Genomic DNA, 14,701 nt, shown 5'->3' on the forward strand with positions numbered 1-14,701 from the left:
TTTGTAAGAACCTACGACCAAGGAGTGTCCATGGCCGATTCCATTAACTACCAGCTTGCCAAGTTCGTCGCCAGCTATGGCAAGGTTTCGCAGATTCCCGAGTCCACCTGCCCCGAGGTGAGCTTTGTCGGCCGCTCCAACGTGGGCAAGTCGTCGATTATGAACAAGCTTTTTGGCCGCAAGAACCTGGTCAAGGTTTCGAGTACGCCGGGCAAGACGAGCAACATCAACTTCTTTGAGGCTGACGATGTGCACTTCGTCGACCTGCCGGGCTACGGTTTCGCCCGTCGTTCCAAGGCCGAACGTGACCGCTGGGCCGAGCTCATTGGCGACTTCTTCGACTCCGAGCGCAGCTTCAACCTGGTTGTGTCGCTGGTGGACATTCGCCACGACCCCAGTAAACTCGACCATGACATGATCGACTACCTGCAGGGCAACGAGTTCAACTTTATCGTCTGCCTCACCAAAGCCGACAAGCTCAGCCGCACCCAACAGGCCCGCCAGGCAGCAGCCATCAAAAAGCAGCTCAACGTTCCGGCCGAGAACGTAATCATCACAAGCTCCCAGACCGGCACCGGCATCGACGAACTCAAGCGCCGCATCGCCGAGGCTTGCCTCTAGTAAGGGTTCTTGGCAGGCAATAGTTTGCATCTATCTATATCACCCCAGTGATAGTTATTGGTACACTATCACTGGGGTGATATTTTTGTTTGGAGGTCGATATGGAGCTTTGGCACGGGTCGGAGGTTGTTGTCGAGCATCCGTCGTTGGATAAATGCAGACAATTCAATGACTATGGGTGTGGGTTTTATTGCACGCCACATGAGGAAATGGCAATGGAGTGGGCATGTCGGACTGAGTCTGATGGCATTGCAAATCGATATGAGCTCGATATGGATGGTCTCGCAGTCTTGGATTTGGAGTCCGGGGAGTTTTCAATTCTCAATTGGCTTGCGATTTTGGCTAACAATAGGGAGTTCAATGTTTCGACACCGCTGGCGCGCGAAGGACTTCGCTATCTGCTGGATAACTGCCTGATTGATATTTCTCCCTATGACGTAATTCGAGGTTATCGCGCCGACGACTCCTATTTTTCGTTTGCAAGACAGTTTGTCAGCGGCATGATCTCGCTCAGGCAGCTGCAACGTATCATGCGCTTGGGTGATTTGGGTATCCAATATGCTCTTATGAGCGAGTGCGCATTTTCGGCGATTAGATTCTGCGATTGGAAGCAGGCTTTGGGGTCTGAGTTTTATCCCAAGCGTTTTGAGCGAGAGCAGAATGCTCGACGCAAATACTTGGATACGGTTAACGGGTTCGATTCCGAAGGTATCGACATTAGGGATTTAATGGCAGGGAGGGTTGATTTAAATGATCCAAGAGTTAACGGATTGTGGGCCGAGTAGGACATACCCCGTCTACTACCTCGAGGATGCAACGAACAACCTCGGCGACTGCTTTGACTATGCCGTTAACGATTATGGAGCAGAAGGATCGGAAGTTGCTGAACTCTTTTGCCTGAGCGGCGTAGCTCGCGAGTTCGAACGCGGCAACGCATGGGTCGTATCGGGAAAATCGGGCGTTGAGCTGTTCGCGCTTATCGCTGAAAGGTCCGGCTATCAGAGCGGGTCTATACCGGATCGCACCTATCGTTTTGAGAAGACGCCAGAGTATTGGACAGGCTGGATACTGGCATATCTGCAGTGGCGTTTAGGGGAGTCTTTCGAAGACCTGCTGCATGTCGTTCCGTTTGACGCACTGCGCAGTCTGTACTATCCCTGGCATGAAGCCTCGGAGGAACGCGTGGCTCGCCTCGTCTGCGATATGGCGAAAAAAGCGTCCAGGCAAACCAAACTTGCGTTAGCAAGAAAGAAGCTTAAGAAAACCCAACAAGACCTGGCATACGAATCGGGCGTGTCCCTCCGCTCAATCCAAATGTACGAACAACGCCAGAGAAACATCAACGAAGCCTCGGTAACAACCGTAAGGGATATAGCAAAAGCCCTACACTGCAACATCGAAGACCTCCTAGAGCCAGTCTTCGAATACAAAGAAACCAGCGCCGCCTAAACCAGGCACGCAGCCGATGCCCGCCTCTAGGAAGTGCTCCAGCCTAGCAAGAGCCCCTACCAATAAAAAGCCAAACTATCAGCCCGGCGACTTTCCAGAGCGTAGGTCCCTGTAGCCGCCGCCGGCGAAGTTAACATAGGGGAGGCCAGGGGGCTTTGCCCCCAAATCTTTCCGCAGGACGGCAGGACCCCCGCCGCACGAAGTGCGCAGCGGGGGTCCTGCCATGTCCGAGGACGATTTGGGGGCAAAGCCCCCTGGCCTCCCCGGCGAGTATACGGGACGGCGACTACAGGTATTCGATCTGGGCGCCTTCCGTGTCGCACGTCAGAATATGCGTATCACACTTAGGGAACTGCTCGCGCAGCTTGACCTGCAGGAACTTTGCCACGATGGTGTCGTCAGTCACGGCCATGAGAGTCGAGCCCGAGCCGCTGATCCAGATGGTCTTGGCGCCGCCGTTAAGGCAGGTGTCGCGCACGGCGTTGTAGTCGGGAATCAGACGGCGACGATAGGGTTCCTGGATGCGGTCGTCATTGGCGGCGGCAATCAGGTCGAGGTCACCAGTCTCCAAGCCGCGCGTCATGCCGGCGATGCGGCCCATCTGCCATACGGCAGTGGAGAGTGGAATCTCCTGCGGCACAACCTTGCGCGCCTCGCTCGTATGTACCTCGTAGGGCGGAATCACGGTAATAAAACGCAAACGATCGCTTACCTCGTAGCGCAGGCACTGGGGAAGCGAATCGGTCGGCGTAAAGGAGCAGACGGCGCCGCCCAGGATAGCGGGGGCGACGTTATCGGGATGCCCTTCGACCTCGGTGGCAATGCGGACGAGCTCGGCGCGGTCGACGGTGTGGCCCGTCAGCGCGGCGGCCGCCATGATGCCAGCGACGACGCAGGTTGAGCTGGAACCCAGGCCGCGGGCGACGGGCACGTCGGTCTGAATGTCGATGGCGACGGGGAAGGCCGGCTCGCCCCATGCGGCCAGTGCATCCACAAAGCTCACGTAGACCAGGTTATTCTCGTTTTGGAACTCCTCGGGGCAGCCCGTGATGGTGAGCTTGTCGGCGCGCTCGAAGGTGAAGTGCGAGTAGAGGCTGACGGCCATGCCGAGGGTATCGTAGCCGATGCCTAGGTTGGCGCTGGTTGCTGGGACGGTGATTTTGATCATGTGGGTCCTCCTGGGCGGGTCTGGCCGTTTAGTTCGCTGCTCGGGCAGTCCTGGCTCGCTCGGAAAGCACATTAAGTGCTTTCCGGCTCGTGCGGAACTCGCGACGAACTAAACGGCCAGACCCGCTCGCATGCTCGTCATCATTCCGAAAGCTAAATAAATAGAAGGTGCGCCGGCTTTCGCCGGCGCTTAATAAGGGATCTAGTTGGTGCTCATTCGTTTTGCTGCGGACTCGACGTAGCTTGCCATCTCATCGACGTCGCAGACGTCTTCGAAGCGGACGGGCTTGGATTCGAGTTCGGCGAGCTGGGTCGGGGCGACCGTGTTGGTGGCCTGCTCGAGCACACGCATAGCCTCAAAATCATCCTCGGGAACGTCGAGGCCCAGGGCGTCGCAGCAGGCGCGCGGGAACTTGTAGGGGCTGGCGGTCGAAAGCAGCACGCGGGCCTTGGCACCCTCGGCGGGAACGACCTGCTCAAAGACGTGATAGCCGCAGGCGGTGTGCGGGTCGATCACGTAGCCGTTCGCATCCCAGCAACTCTTGATGGCAGCGCGGACCTCGTCCTCGCTGGCCCAACCGCAGCCAAAGACGCTCTGAATCTTTGCCAGCAGGTCGGCGGGAACCTCGTAGCGACCAGTCTGTGCCAGCTGCTCCATAAGGCCGGCAACGAGTTCGCAGTCGCCATCGGACAGGAAGTAGAGCATGCGCTCGAGGTTGGAGCTAATAAGGATGTCCATCGACGGCGAGATGGTCGTGAAGAACGGGCGGTTACGGTCGTAAACGCCGGTGGTCAGGAAGTCGGCAAGCACGTTGTTCTTGTCGCTCGCCACGACGAGCTTGGCGACGGGCAGACCCATGCGCTTGGCGTAGTAGCCGGCCAAGATATCGCCAAAGTTGCCGGTCGGTACGCAGAACTCCACGGCGTCGCCGGCCTCGATGGCGCCGGCGCGCAACAGCTGCGCATAGGCGGCAAAGTAGTAGACGACCTGCGGTACCAGGCGACCGACATTGATGGAGTTGGCGCTCGAAAGCACCGTGCCGGCGGCCTCCAGACGCTCGGCAAGCTCCTTATCGGCAAAGATGCGCTTGACGGCGCTCTGAGCGTCGTCAAAGTTGCCGCGGATGCCGCAGACGGCGACGTTGTCGCCCTCCTGCGTGGACATCTGCAGGTTCTGGACGCGGCTGACCTTGCCCTCGGGATAAAAGACGGTGATGCCCGTGCCCGGAGCGTCGGCAAAACCGGCGAGCGCGGCCTTGCCCGTGTCGCCCGACGTGGCGGTGACGATCATGATGCGCTCAGCGCCGCCGTCCCTGGCGGAAGTGCGGGCCATCAGACGGGGGAGCATCTGCAGGGCGACGTCCTTAAAGGCGCTCGTGGGGCCGCCAAAGAGCTCCATCACATAGGTCTGAGGGGCGTCGGCGCCCGGCGCAGCGTCGAGTTTGACGAGTGGCGTAACCTCTTCACTCGCGAACGTGCCGCGGTATGCCTCGTCGACACACGCCGAAATTTCTTCGGCCGTGTAATCATTCAGTAACATTCCCAACACATCTTGAGCGATTTCAAAGTACGATTTATCTGCAAGCGAGCTGATATCGACCTGCTGGGTGCCGAGCTCGTCCGAGACAAACAAACCCCCGTCGGGAGCGATGCCGGTGCGGATTGCCACCTTACTTGAGCACGATAAAGTGCGTCCTCGTGTACTATGATAAGTTCCCATATAACACTGCTCCTCGGATGCCTTGGTCCCAATCGGTGAAACCATGGTATCAGAGCGCGCAAAACAGGTTTGCAGAGGCTTTTAGAAAGGTAACCTCAAGCCCATGATTAAGATTGCCAAGTTTGGCGGCTCGTCGGTCGCCGACGCCGAACACTTCAAGAAGATCAAGGCCATCGTCGATGCCGACCCTGCCCGCCGTTTTGTGGTGGTTTCCGCCTGCGGCCGCCGCTTTAAGGGCGACACCAAGGTGACCGACCTGCTCTACCTGGTTAACGCGCACGTTAAGTATCACGTGTCGTGTGAGGAGCTGCTCGAGGACATTGGCCAGCGCTATTTTGATATCGCTGACGAGCTGGAGCTCACCTATCCCATCCGCGAGGAGTTCGCGGCCTTTGCCGAGCGCGCCCGCTCGGGCGGCTACTCTACCGAGGAGCTCGTGAGCCGTGGCGAGTACTTCACCGCTCGCCTGATGGCGGAGTACCTGGGCCTGCCGTTCCTGGACGCCGCGACGGTTGTGGCGTTCCATCATGACGGTACGCTCAGCATGAATCGCACCTCCGAGCTGGTGCAGGAGTACGGCCAGCAGGGCGGCTTTGTTATGCCCGGTTTCTACGGCGCGACGCGTGAGGGCCAGATCAAGCTGCTCGACCGTGGCGGCGGCGATATTTCCGGCTCGATCCTGGCCAAGTGCCTGGGCGCCGACTTGTACGAGAACTGGACCGACGTCTCGGGCTTCTATTCTGCCGATCCTCGTATTGTTCCCGAGGCTCAGCCCATTGCGCGCGTTACCTACGAGGAGCTGCGCGAACTTTCGTACATGGGTGCAAGCGTCCTGCACGAGGAGGCCGTGTTCCCCGTGCGCGAGGCGGGTATTCCGCTGGTCATCAAGAACACCAATGCGCCGCAGGACCCCGGCACCATCATTAGCGAGACGGCTGATGAGGGTGAGGCAGAGCCCATCATTACCGGCGTGACCGGCAAGCGCGGCTTTGTCGCCATCAACGTTGCCCGCGACCGCACCAAGCCCCGTGTTGGCTTTATGCGCCGCGCGCTTTCGGTCTTCGAGCGCTATGACGTTTCCGTCGAGCACATGCCCACCGGTGTCGACCGCTTTGGCGCCGTGGTGCAGGAGCAGGACGTGCACGACTCGCTGTACTCGCTTGTGGGCGACATTCAGCAGGAGGTCGAGCCGCTCGAGATCGAGGTTGTCGAGGGCCTGGCGCTCATCGCGACCGTCGGCCGTAACCTGCGTGGCCGCGCAGGTATCTCGGGCCATCTGTTTGGCATGCTTGGCCAGGCCGGCGTGAGCGTGCGCATGATTTCGCAGAGCTGCGACGAGATCAACATCATTATCGGTGTCGAGGAGAAGGACTTCGACCTGGCGATTCAGACCATCTACCGTGCCTTCTCCGATGAGAACGGCATTGTGAAGGTCTCCGACCTGGAGGCTTCCGCGCCGGTCGATCCCGCCCTGGCCGCGCTCCGCAAGTAGCTGCTATCTCGCTAGATTTTTGAGTCATGTCTCAAAATCTACGGCGGGGCGTTTCGTTTCGGTTTCGTTTCGACGGGGCGGGTTTCGTGCCCGCCCCGTTCTTGTATACACTGGCAACAATAATTGGCCTGCTCGGCGTGCGGGCAAAAACCACAACCTTTAAAGGGGGAAGCATGAAACAGTACACGGTTGCTATTTTGGGCGCGACGGGAGCCGTGGGCACCCAGATGCTCGAGTGCCTCAACGAGCAGAAGTTTCCGGTCGGTAAGCTCAAGCTGCTGGCGAGCGCGCGCTCTGCGGGCAAGACCGTTGAGTTCCGCGGCGAGCAGATCGTAATCGAAGAGGCTTGCCCCGAGGCCTTTGAGGGCTGCGACATCGTACTCGGCGCTGCCGGCGACGATATCGCCAAGGAGCTGCTGCCCGAGGCCGTCAAGCGCGGCGCCGTTGTGGTTGACAACAGCCACGCCTTCCGCATGGATCCCGAGGTGCCGCTGGTCGTGCCCGAGATCAATGCCGATGACATCAAGTGGCATCACGGCCTGATCGCCAACCCCAACTGCGCGACCATCATCGGCCTGGTTCCCACGTGGCCGCTGCATCAGCTCGCCGGTGTGAAGCGCATGATCGTCTCGACGTATCAGGCGGCTTCGGGTGCCGGCGCTCCCGGTATGGCCGAGCTCGAGGCCCAACTGGCCGCCCTGGGCCGCGGCGAGGAGATTCCCGAGCCGCACGCATTTGCCGCCCAGCTCGCGAGCAACCTGATTCCGCAGATCGGCGGCGTCAAGGAGGAAGGCTTTACCTCCGAGGAGATGAAGCTGCAGAACGAGGGCCGTAAGATCATGCACCTGCCCGAGTTGCGCGTGAACTGCACCTGCGTGCGCGTGCCCGTGCTGCGTTCGCACTCCGAGAGCATTACGCTCGAGTTTGAGCGCGATATTACGGTCGAGGAGGCTCGTGCTGCGCTGGCTGCCGCTCCCGGCGTCAAGCTGGTTGACGATATGGCTGCCGAGGATGCACACGACCGTTTCCCCATGCCGATGGATACGTCCGACCAGGACCTGATTTGGGTCGGTCGCGTGCGCCGCGACATCTCGAACCCCGAGGCCGCGCGCGGTATCACCTTCTGGTGCTGCGGCGACCAAATCCGTAAGGGCGCGGCAACCAACGCCGTCCAGATTGCCAAGCTGCTCTGCGAGTAGTGGTGGACCTGTCCGGCGGGGGCCGGGCTTAGTTTTCAGAACGTCCTCGACCATGTGTGGCGCCTTGTCCTGCTCCTTCGGAGCCGCGGACAAGGCGCCACACTGGTCTGCGGAGTGTTCTGAAAACTAAGCCCGGCCCCCGCCTGCGGTGACTCGGCTGCGAGCGGCCTGCGATGGGACCGTTGTTGGTTGGGGCCGCTGGGCTGATGTGAGGGCACGTGGCCGCTGCGGGCCCTGGTCCCGGCGGTGGCCTCGGCGCTTTGCGCCTGCCGCCTTGGGGGACTGTGGGGCGCGGCCGGCAGCTGCGGCGCGTTGCGCCTGCTGCCTGCGGGGACTTTGGGGTCGTGCGGCAGCTGCGGCGCTGCGCGCCTGCTGCCTTGGGTGACTTTGGGGTCGATTGGGGTTGTCTGCACAATTCGCGGTATTATGTTGCGGAGTTTTGAAAGGAGCCGCTGGTGGTCACGACGACGTTTGCTTCGCCTTTGGGCGAAATCTTGCTTGCCGCTGATGGCCGCGGTCTGACGGGGCTTTGGTTTGAGGGACAGGAGCATTTTGGCTCCACGCTTCTCAAAGAAGATCCTGAACATGTTGAAGGCGCCGATGCAGTTTCTGGTGCTGGCGGCATGTCGTCGGTGAGTCCTGCAAATGGTGCGGCGTCTTCGGTGCTTGAGCGTTCCTGGGCTTGGCTGAATGCTTATTTTGCAGGGCAGGAACCTCGGTTTACGCCGCCGTTGCATTTGATTGGCACGGCGTTTCAGCGTGAAGTTTGGTACGAGCTGCTTTCTATTCCGCGTGGCGAGGTCGCTACGTATGGCGAGATCGCCCAGCGTGTTGCGGCTCGACATCGTGTGCCGGGAAATGAGACACCCGTTGTGTCTCCCCGTGCCGTGGGGGCCGCGGTCGCTCGCAACCCTGTTTCGATTATTGTGCCATGCCATCGCGTGGTGGCGGCCGACGGCTCGCTTAACGGATATGCCGGCGGGCTTGATCGCAAGGAGTGGCTGCTTCGGCTTGAGGGCGCGTACGAGGAGTAACACTCGAGCGCTTTGCATAGCCAAGATGCCGTGAAAGAACGGGACATGCTTTCCGAATGGAGGCTCAGACGGAAACTACGTCCCGGAATTCCGTTTTAAAGCGGGATGCGCTTTCCGAATGGCGTTCCAAGCGGAAACCGTGTCCCGGAATACAGCCTCAGAGTGGGACGCCGTTTTCGGCTGAGACCACCTGCCTGGACATCGATCTACGCCCGCTCCTGCAGGGCGTAGATGGACTTATCCATGTTGAACAGGTAAGCCACAACGCAGACAATAATGAACATCGGCAAGTTACCAAAGCCGAAGACTTCGCAGCCAATCAGGATGGGTGCGAGCAGCGTATTGGTGGCGCTGCCAAAGACGGCTGCGTAGCCCAGCGCGGCGCAAAGCGCGATGGACATGCCGAGTTGAGCCTCGTTATGGCGACATCTGGGTAACAGAAAGGCCCGCGTTCCTCAGAGGCAAGATAGGCAATTCTGCTTCTGAGGTAGATCTCAATTCTGCCGACCGCATCAAACATTAACTGCCGGAGGGCTCGGTCAAATTCATACGTGTAGATGATGGTTTCGAATGTTGTGCCTTCGCGAAAGATGGTAATCCCGGACTTGCATTTGGTTTTGTAGGGAAACCAGTAGGCCGACAGTCTGTAGTGGCCGACTTCGACCAAAGCTCGCTCGAGTTCGCTTTGATCAGAGCACTTAAGACCCCTGTATTCTGTCAATAGTGCTATTTGTTCGTTGATGGATATCCGCGACTTCCGGTATTTCATTTAAGCCTCTTGATAGAAAAAGAGCTGGAGTTGCGCATCGTTGAGAGGCTTTCCAGCTTTAGCAAAACAAACTTATAAGATGCGACGGGCCGCGTCAAGATAATTACCGGACGGCCTAGGAGGCGGCTGGTTGGCTGGCTTAAAACCTAGCGCGTGAGATGACGCTCCACGCTATTCAGCGCGCTTGATAGGATGACGAACCACAGTCTTAAGTTTCTCCGGTGCACATTTGCGTGGATCGGAGAGATAGATTTCGTGATGGAAACGGGTGTCTGAGAAGTCGGGGACATAGCCCTGCTCGGTCGTGTATTCATTCATAGCGCCTACGGTCACCGGTTCGTTGTCGTAGGGTCCGGTATGCATGCATTGAACGCAGAGACCCTCGTCAACTTTAAGCAGCTCGACGGCAGAAAAGTCCAGTTTCTTTTTGGTCGTGGCTTCCGCGACTGCCCAGTCAAAGTCATCTCGGGTGACGAAATCGGGCAGGCGAATGCACGAGATAAAGTTGAAATCGTCCTTGCGTACATAATCGATGTCGCCGCTCGGGGAGTCTTGCCACCAGAAACCCTCGAGCGGCGGTACCACAAAGTCGAAATAGCCCTCGATACTCCTTGAGCCTTTCTTCGACATCTTGACGGTATAGGCGATGCCGTAAAGCAGCGGCAGGGCGTTTTGATACTCGCCACCTTCGGTATTTGGGTCGCCCTTTCCGCGAACGGCAACGTAGCTCATTGGCGGGACAGTTACGATACTCGGCTTGCTTGCAGGTTTGTAGAGCTCCTTGCATACCTTCTTAAAGTCGAACGCCATGTTGGCCGCCTTTCTGCGTATTGGCCTGCTTGGATATCGGAATCATATCATAGAAACGAACAGCTGTTCGAATGATTTGGCTGACAGATTGAAATGCATGCGTTGCGTTTGGCGGTCGGCCTGACCCCGTTGATGATTTCTCTGCCTCCCGGCGCTTGCCTGCGCTCCCCGTTTCCCCATATAAAACCTGCCAAAATGAACCTGTCCCTTTTTGGTCGGCGTGAAATGGGTAATACTAAAGAGTTATCCGACCAGATGGGAACCGATCGATGGCCTATATCGAATTCAAAGACGTCATCAAAGCATACGGCGAGGGCGATGCCCGCATCCATGCGCTCGACGGCGCGAGCTTTACCGTTGAGCGCGGTGAGCTCGCCATTATCCTGGGCGCTTCGGGCGCCGGCAAGACTACGGCGCTCAACATCCTAGGCGGCATGGATACGGTAACCTCCGGCTCCGTGACAGTGGACGGGCGCGACGTGAGCTCTGCCAACGAGGCGCAGCTTGTGGAGTACCGCCGCGCCGACGTCGGCTTTGTCTTTCAGTTCTACAATCTGGTTCCCAACCTGACGGCGCTCGAAAACGTTGAGCTTGCAGCTCAGATCTGCCCCGATTCGCTCGATGCCGAACAGACGCTTCGCCAGGTTGGCCTGGGCGAGCGCCTCGCCAACTTCCCCGCGCAGCTTTCGGGCGGCGAGCAGCAGCGCGTGTCCATTGCCCGCGCACTGGCCAAGAACCCCAAGCTTCTTTTATGCGACGAGCCCACGGGCGCGCTCGACTATAAAACCGGCAAGCAGATCTTGCAGCTGCTGCAGGATACCTGCCGCAAGCAGGGCATTACGGTCATCATCATCACGCACAACTCCGCGCTCGCGCCCATGGCCGATCGCCTGATCCGCTTTAAGAGTGGTCGCGTGGAGAGCGAGACGGTCCAGCAAAATCCCGTGCCTATCGAGACGATCGAGTGGTAGCGCCCATGGACCAGGACCGCCAAAACAGCCAAAACCACGATACGGAGCGCGCGGGTCGCGACCGGGAGTTTGCGACCTACCGCACCGCTCAGAGCTCAAACGATATGGTGCCGACGGTTTTTCGCCGTGGCATCTACCGTACAATCCGCGGCAGTCTTAAGCGCTTCTTGTCTATCGTGGTCATCACCGCGCTTGGCGTGAGCGTGATGTGCGGTCTTAAGGCAGGCTGCGAAGATTTGCGCGATTCGGTCGACGCCTATTTTGACCAGCAGAATGTCTATGACATTAACGTGCAGTCGACCTATGGCCTTACGCGCGACGATCTTGCGGCTATCCAAGAGGTCGACGGCGTCGAGACGGCCGAGGGTATCTACACCGAGACCGCCTACACCGCCGTGGGCACAACACGCGAGCGCGTGATCGTGCAAAGTCTTTCCAAGGAGAATATCGATCAACCGGTGCTGGTGAGCGGTGATTTGCCCGAGAGCGCCGATGAGGTCGCGGTGACTTCGAAGTTCCTGAAGGCTTCGGGCAAAAAGCTCGGCGATACGGTGAGTTTTGCCGCCAATGACGCGAGCTCGTCGAACCAAAGTGCCAAGGATCAGTTCGGCACAGGCAATTACACCATCACGGCCGAGGTTCTCGATCCCACCGACGTGAGCTCCGACTCGACGGTCAACGCCTTCCGTGCCGCCTCGGCTGCGGACTATAAGTTCTATGTGAACGAGGACGCCGCGACATCTTCTTCCTACTCCTCGGTCCACGTGATCGTCGAGGGAGCCAAGAGCCTCAACTCCTATTCGGATGCCTACACGACAAAGATCAACGAGGTCAAGGGCAATATCGAGAAGATCCGCAGGGAGCGTGAGAAGGCACGTGCTCAGGAGTTGACGGTTGACACGCCGGCAAGCTTGGATGCGGCCGAGCGCCAGGCGAATATGCTCTTTGGGATTGAACAGGGCAACATCGACCGTATGGCCGAGGGCAGCGACGAACGTGCACAGGCGCAAGCTGACCTGGACCAGCGCCGCGCCGCCGCTGACCAGCATTTTGCCGATGCCCGCGCCGAGCTTTCCGATCTGGGCGAATGCACTTGGTACATCCAGGACCGCGGTAACATCGCAAGCTACTCGAGCGTCGAGAGCGATAGCTCGTCAATTGAGGCCATCGCCACGGTGTTCCCGTTTATCTTCTTTATCGTCGCCGTGCTCATCAGCCTCACCACCGCCACGCGTATGGTTGAGGAGGAGCGCACGCTCATCGGCCTGTATAAGGCGCTCGGTTATTCGCGCGGGCGCATCCTGTCCAAATACGTGGACTATGCGCTGTGGGCTTGTCTGATCGGCGGCGTGCTCGGCAACATCATCGGCTTTGTGGGCCTGCCGCTGTTCTTGTTTACGGTGTTCGACGACATGTACTCGCTGCCTCAGATGCTGCTTTCGTACGACATCGTGTCCTCAATCGTCTCGGTGGCGCTGTTTGCCGTGGGCGTGGTGGGCGCCACGATTATCGCCTGTCGTCACGAGATGGCCGAGACCCCAGCCTCGCTCATGCGTCCCAAGGCCCCGCGCGCCGGCTCGCGTATCTTGCTTGAGCGTATCGGCTTTATCTGGCACCGCATGGGCTTTTTGAACAAGGTGGCAGCGCGTAACCTGTTCCGCTACAAAAAGCGTGCCTTTATGACCATCTTTGGCATCGCGGGCTGCACGGCGCTTGTGATTTGCGGCATGGGCATTCGTGATACGTCGGTCGCGCTGTCGCCCAAGCAGTACGGGCATATCACGCGCTATGACTTGCTGGCGGTCGCCAATCCCGACGATTTTTCGCAGACGTGCGCGGCATTGGATGAGCGCAGCGCGGCCAAGGATTCCGACGTGACCGTGACCTCGACCCTGCCGATTATGACCGACAACGTCACCTTTACATTTGGCGGCAAGAGCGAGACTGTGCAGCTGATCGTGGTGCCCGATGACCGCACGAGTGACTTGGGCGATTACGTGCGTCTGGAGGATGAGTCCAAAGAACCGCTGCCTTTGCGTGACGGAGACGTGTATCTGAGCAAAAGTTCACAGCTGGTGCTGGGGATTCAGCCGGGCGATACGGCTCACGTCCAGGATTCGTCGCTCAATGTTGCCAAGGTCAAAGTCAGCGACATTTCGCTTAACTATCTGGGCAACACGCTTTACATGACGCAGGGCACCTATGAGCGCACGTTCGGCCGAAGCGCGCGTCTTAACGGCATCTTTGCACTGCTCAAGGGTTCGTCGGCCGACCAGATTGCGTTTAGCAAGAATCTTAAGAGTGACGGTTGGCTTACGATTTCGAGTACGGCCGAGCATTGGGAAAACTATGAGGCGAACTTTACGATTATCAATTCGGTCGTGGTGCTCGTGACCTTTATGGCGGCGTGCCTGTCGTTTGTGGTGGTGTTTACGCTGTCCAACACGAATATCTCCGAGCGCGAGCGCGAGCTGGCGACCATTAAGGTGTTGGGCTTCCGTCGCGGCGAGGTGCACCACTACGTCAACAAGGAGACGTTGACCCTCACGGCGATTGGCGCCGCACTGGGCGTACCGCTAGGCGGCTTGCTGGCCGAGAGTTTTACGTACATCCTGCAGATGCCGTCGCTGTATTTTGATGTTGAGGTCGAGCCGCTGAGCTACGTGCTATCCGTGTTGCTGGCCTTTGCCTTTACGTTTATCGTCAACCTTGCCACCAATCGAACGCTCAACAAGATCGACATGGTCGGCGCCCTCAAGAGCGCCGAGTAACCTGCCAAAAAGGGACAGGTATATTTTGGCAGGTTTTATCTGGGCAAACGTCGGACAACCATTAGGTGGCCCAGCGTTTGCCCCGTTTTGCTGGGGATGTCTGTCGTTCAGTGCTCTTACTGGCCAATCCAGTGTTGCGCATAGCTCTTAATGTCTTCGGTAAAACCGTCAAGGTCGTCAAGGGTGATCACGCTGTCGATAAGCAAATTGGCTATCTCGCGGTGCATTGTGCTGCGGCGAATGTCGTTTGCAATTACGCCTGAGGACAGCTTGTCTCTATTGAGGCGCTCTTCTAGTGCCCAAAATCTACTGGACGCTTCGCTGTCGCCGTTCAGCATCTCAACGTACTGGCCGATGAGCTTTTCCATATAACGTTCTTGCCATTGAGGAAGCATTTTCTTAAACAGCTTCCAGTCGCTTTCGGTTACGTCGCGCATATGTTCTCCGCTCGTCAAACGGGCTTTCCATTTGCCTTTCATTTTATTTGGTTTTCGCTCGCAGGTGCGGATGAGAGGCTCTCTTTAGCCTTCGAGATTGGGCTTGAATGGGTCGTATGCCACAAAACGGGCCTATCTACTACGTTAACGCGGAGAGCCCAGACCATGCTGAAAAGTGCGAAAATAAAACCGACGCTCCTATAAGTTGTCAATAGGCAGTTTGCGGGAGCGCTCCCTTCAATTCGCACAGGAGCTCGTAAT

Annotated in this window: 14 protein-coding genes; 8 read left to right on the plus strand and 6 right to left on the minus strand. The window is 58.3% G+C overall.

Translation table 11 applies throughout. The features are described from left to right. Positions 1 to 30: 30 nt before the first annotated feature. From yihA to AB5750_RS08590, 3 genes are all read left to right on the plus strand, one after another. Positions 31 to 621 carry a ribosome biogenesis GTP-binding protein YihA/YsxC gene (yihA, locus tag AB5750_RS08580; RefSeq protein WP_055252447.1) on the plus strand — a complete coding sequence of 197 codons (591 nt, stop codon included), beginning with the start codon at positions 31 to 33 and terminating at the stop codon, positions 619 to 621. 101 nt (positions 622 to 722) lie between these two features. Beyond that, on the plus strand, positions 723 to 1,406 hold the full coding sequence (locus AB5750_RS08585) for a DUF3990 domain-containing protein (RefSeq protein WP_006234872.1): 684 nt from the start codon (positions 723 to 725) through the stop codon (positions 1,404 to 1,406). Continuing rightward, on the plus strand, positions 1,372 to 2,070 hold the full coding sequence (locus tag AB5750_RS08590) for a helix-turn-helix transcriptional regulator (RefSeq protein ID WP_368146051.1): 699 nt from the start codon (positions 1,372 to 1,374) through the stop codon (positions 2,068 to 2,070). Before AB5750_RS08585 ends, AB5750_RS08590 begins: the two co-directional genes overlap by 35 nt. A gap of 286 nt (positions 2,071 to 2,356) precedes the next feature. Here AB5750_RS08590 and thrB read toward each other — a convergent pair whose 3' ends face one another. Further along, on the minus strand, positions 2,357 to 3,238 hold the full coding sequence (gene thrB / locus AB5750_RS08595; protein ID WP_006234874.1) for a homoserine kinase: 882 nt from the start codon (positions 3,236 to 3,238) through the stop codon (positions 2,357 to 2,359). A 201-nt stretch (positions 3,239 to 3,439) separates the two neighbouring features. Beyond that, on the minus strand, positions 3,440 to 4,957 hold the full coding sequence (gene thrC / locus AB5750_RS08600) for a threonine synthase (RefSeq protein WP_368146052.1): 1,518 nt from the start codon (positions 4,955 to 4,957) through the stop codon (positions 3,440 to 3,442). 103 nt (positions 4,958 to 5,060) lie between these two features. Here thrC and AB5750_RS08605 point away from each other — a divergent pair, with 103 nt between their 5' ends. The 3 genes from AB5750_RS08605 (at position 5,061) to AB5750_RS08615 (ending at position 8,682) form a co-directional block, all read left to right on the plus strand. Then, on the plus strand, positions 5,061 to 6,449 hold the full coding sequence (locus tag AB5750_RS08605; protein ID WP_368146053.1) for an aspartate kinase: 1,389 nt from the start codon (positions 5,061 to 5,063) through the stop codon (positions 6,447 to 6,449). 173 nt (positions 6,450 to 6,622) lie between these two features. Further along, positions 6,623 to 7,648, plus strand: coding sequence for an aspartate-semialdehyde dehydrogenase (locus AB5750_RS08610; protein WP_368146054.1), 1,026 nt, complete (start codon positions 6,623 to 6,625; stop codon positions 7,646 to 7,648). 455 nt (positions 7,649 to 8,103) lie between these two features. Beyond that, positions 8,104 to 8,682 (plus strand): methylated-DNA--[protein]-cysteine S-methyltransferase, encoded by a 579-nt coding sequence (locus AB5750_RS08615; RefSeq protein ID WP_239057599.1) that lies wholly within the window; start codon positions 8,104 to 8,106, stop codon positions 8,680 to 8,682. 206 nt (positions 8,683 to 8,888) lie between these two features. Here AB5750_RS08615 and AB5750_RS08620 read toward each other — a convergent pair whose 3' ends face one another. From AB5750_RS08620 to AB5750_RS08630, 3 genes are all read right to left on the minus strand, one after another. Further along, positions 8,889 to 9,083, minus strand: coding sequence for a chloride channel protein (locus tag AB5750_RS08620; protein ID WP_368146055.1), 195 nt, complete (start codon positions 9,081 to 9,083; stop codon positions 8,889 to 8,891). After that, entirely contained in the window at positions 9,002 to 9,451 is a 450-nt protein-coding gene (locus AB5750_RS08625) for an Abi family protein (RefSeq protein ID WP_368146056.1), read from the minus strand. The genes AB5750_RS08620 and AB5750_RS08625 overlap by 82 nt, the downstream gene beginning before the upstream one ends. 171 nt (positions 9,452 to 9,622) lie before the next feature. Continuing rightward, entirely contained in the window at positions 9,623 to 10,261 is a 639-nt protein-coding gene (locus tag AB5750_RS08630) for a GyrI-like domain-containing protein (protein ID WP_368146057.1), read from the minus strand. Between the two features lie 269 nt (positions 10,262 to 10,530). Between AB5750_RS08630 and AB5750_RS08635 the strand changes: the two genes are divergently transcribed. After that, positions 10,531 to 11,232: an ABC transporter ATP-binding protein gene (locus AB5750_RS08635; protein WP_227790901.1), complete on the plus strand. Its 702-nt coding sequence runs from the start codon at positions 10,531 to 10,533 to the stop codon at positions 11,230 to 11,232. 5 nt (positions 11,233 to 11,237) lie between these two features. Beyond that, complete coding sequence (locus tag AB5750_RS08640; RefSeq protein WP_368146058.1) at positions 11,238 to 14,003, plus strand: FtsX-like permease family protein; 2,766 nt, start codon at positions 11,238 to 11,240, stop codon at positions 14,001 to 14,003. A 116-nt stretch (positions 14,004 to 14,119) separates the two neighbouring features. On the opposite strand, the gene AB5750_RS08645 is transcribed toward AB5750_RS08640, so the two are convergent. Further along, on the minus strand, positions 14,120 to 14,440 hold the full coding sequence (locus AB5750_RS08645) for a multidrug transporter (protein WP_195235102.1): 321 nt from the start codon (positions 14,438 to 14,440) through the stop codon (positions 14,120 to 14,122). Positions 14,441 to 14,701: the final 261 nt, after the last annotated feature.

Origin of the sequence: Collinsella aerofaciens (assembly GCF_040926185.1) — a bacterium.
GTDB lineage: Bacteria > Actinomycetota > Coriobacteriia > Coriobacteriales > Coriobacteriaceae > Collinsella > Collinsella aerofaciens_BC.

What these genes read in the sequence shown, in the direction of transcription:
- thrB (WP_006234874.1), bottom strand. Translation starts at nt 3,238, where the DNA reads ATGATCAAAATCACCGTCCCAGCAACCAGCGCCAACCTAGGCATCGGC.
- AB5750_RS08610 (WP_368146054.1), top strand. Translation starts at nt 6,623, where the DNA reads ATGAAACAGTACACGGTTGCTATTTTGGGCGCGACGGGAGCCGTGGGC.
- AB5750_RS08645 (WP_195235102.1), bottom strand. Translation starts at nt 14,440, where the DNA reads ATGCGCGACGTAACCGAAAGCGACTGGAAGCTGTTTAAGAAAATGCTT.
- AB5750_RS08625 (WP_368146056.1), bottom strand. Translation starts at nt 9,451, where the DNA reads ATGAAATACCGGAAGTCGCGGATATCCATCAACGAACAAATAGCACTA.
- AB5750_RS08640 (WP_368146058.1), top strand. Translation starts at nt 11,238, where the DNA reads ATGGACCAGGACCGCCAAAACAGCCAAAACCACGATACGGAGCGCGCG.
- AB5750_RS08620 (WP_368146055.1), bottom strand. Translation starts at nt 9,083, where the DNA reads ATGTCCATCGCGCTTTGCGCCGCGCTGGGCTACGCAGCCGTCTTTGGC.
- AB5750_RS08585 (WP_006234872.1), top strand. Translation starts at nt 723, where the DNA reads ATGGAGCTTTGGCACGGGTCGGAGGTTGTTGTCGAGCATCCGTCGTTG.
- AB5750_RS08635 (WP_227790901.1), top strand. Translation starts at nt 10,531, where the DNA reads ATGGCCTATATCGAATTCAAAGACGTCATCAAAGCATACGGCGAGGGC.
- yihA (WP_055252447.1), top strand. Translation starts at nt 31, where the DNA reads ATGGCCGATTCCATTAACTACCAGCTTGCCAAGTTCGTCGCCAGCTAT.
- AB5750_RS08590 (WP_368146051.1), top strand. Translation starts at nt 1,372, where the DNA reads ATGATCCAAGAGTTAACGGATTGTGGGCCGAGTAGGACATACCCCGTC.
- AB5750_RS08630 (WP_368146057.1), bottom strand. Translation starts at nt 10,261, where the DNA reads ATGGCGTTCGACTTTAAGAAGGTATGCAAGGAGCTCTACAAACCTGCA.
- thrC (WP_368146052.1), bottom strand. Translation starts at nt 4,957, where the DNA reads ATGGGAACTTATCATAGTACACGAGGACGCACTTTATCGTGCTCAAGT.
- AB5750_RS08605 (WP_368146053.1), top strand. Translation starts at nt 5,061, where the DNA reads ATGATTAAGATTGCCAAGTTTGGCGGCTCGTCGGTCGCCGACGCCGAA.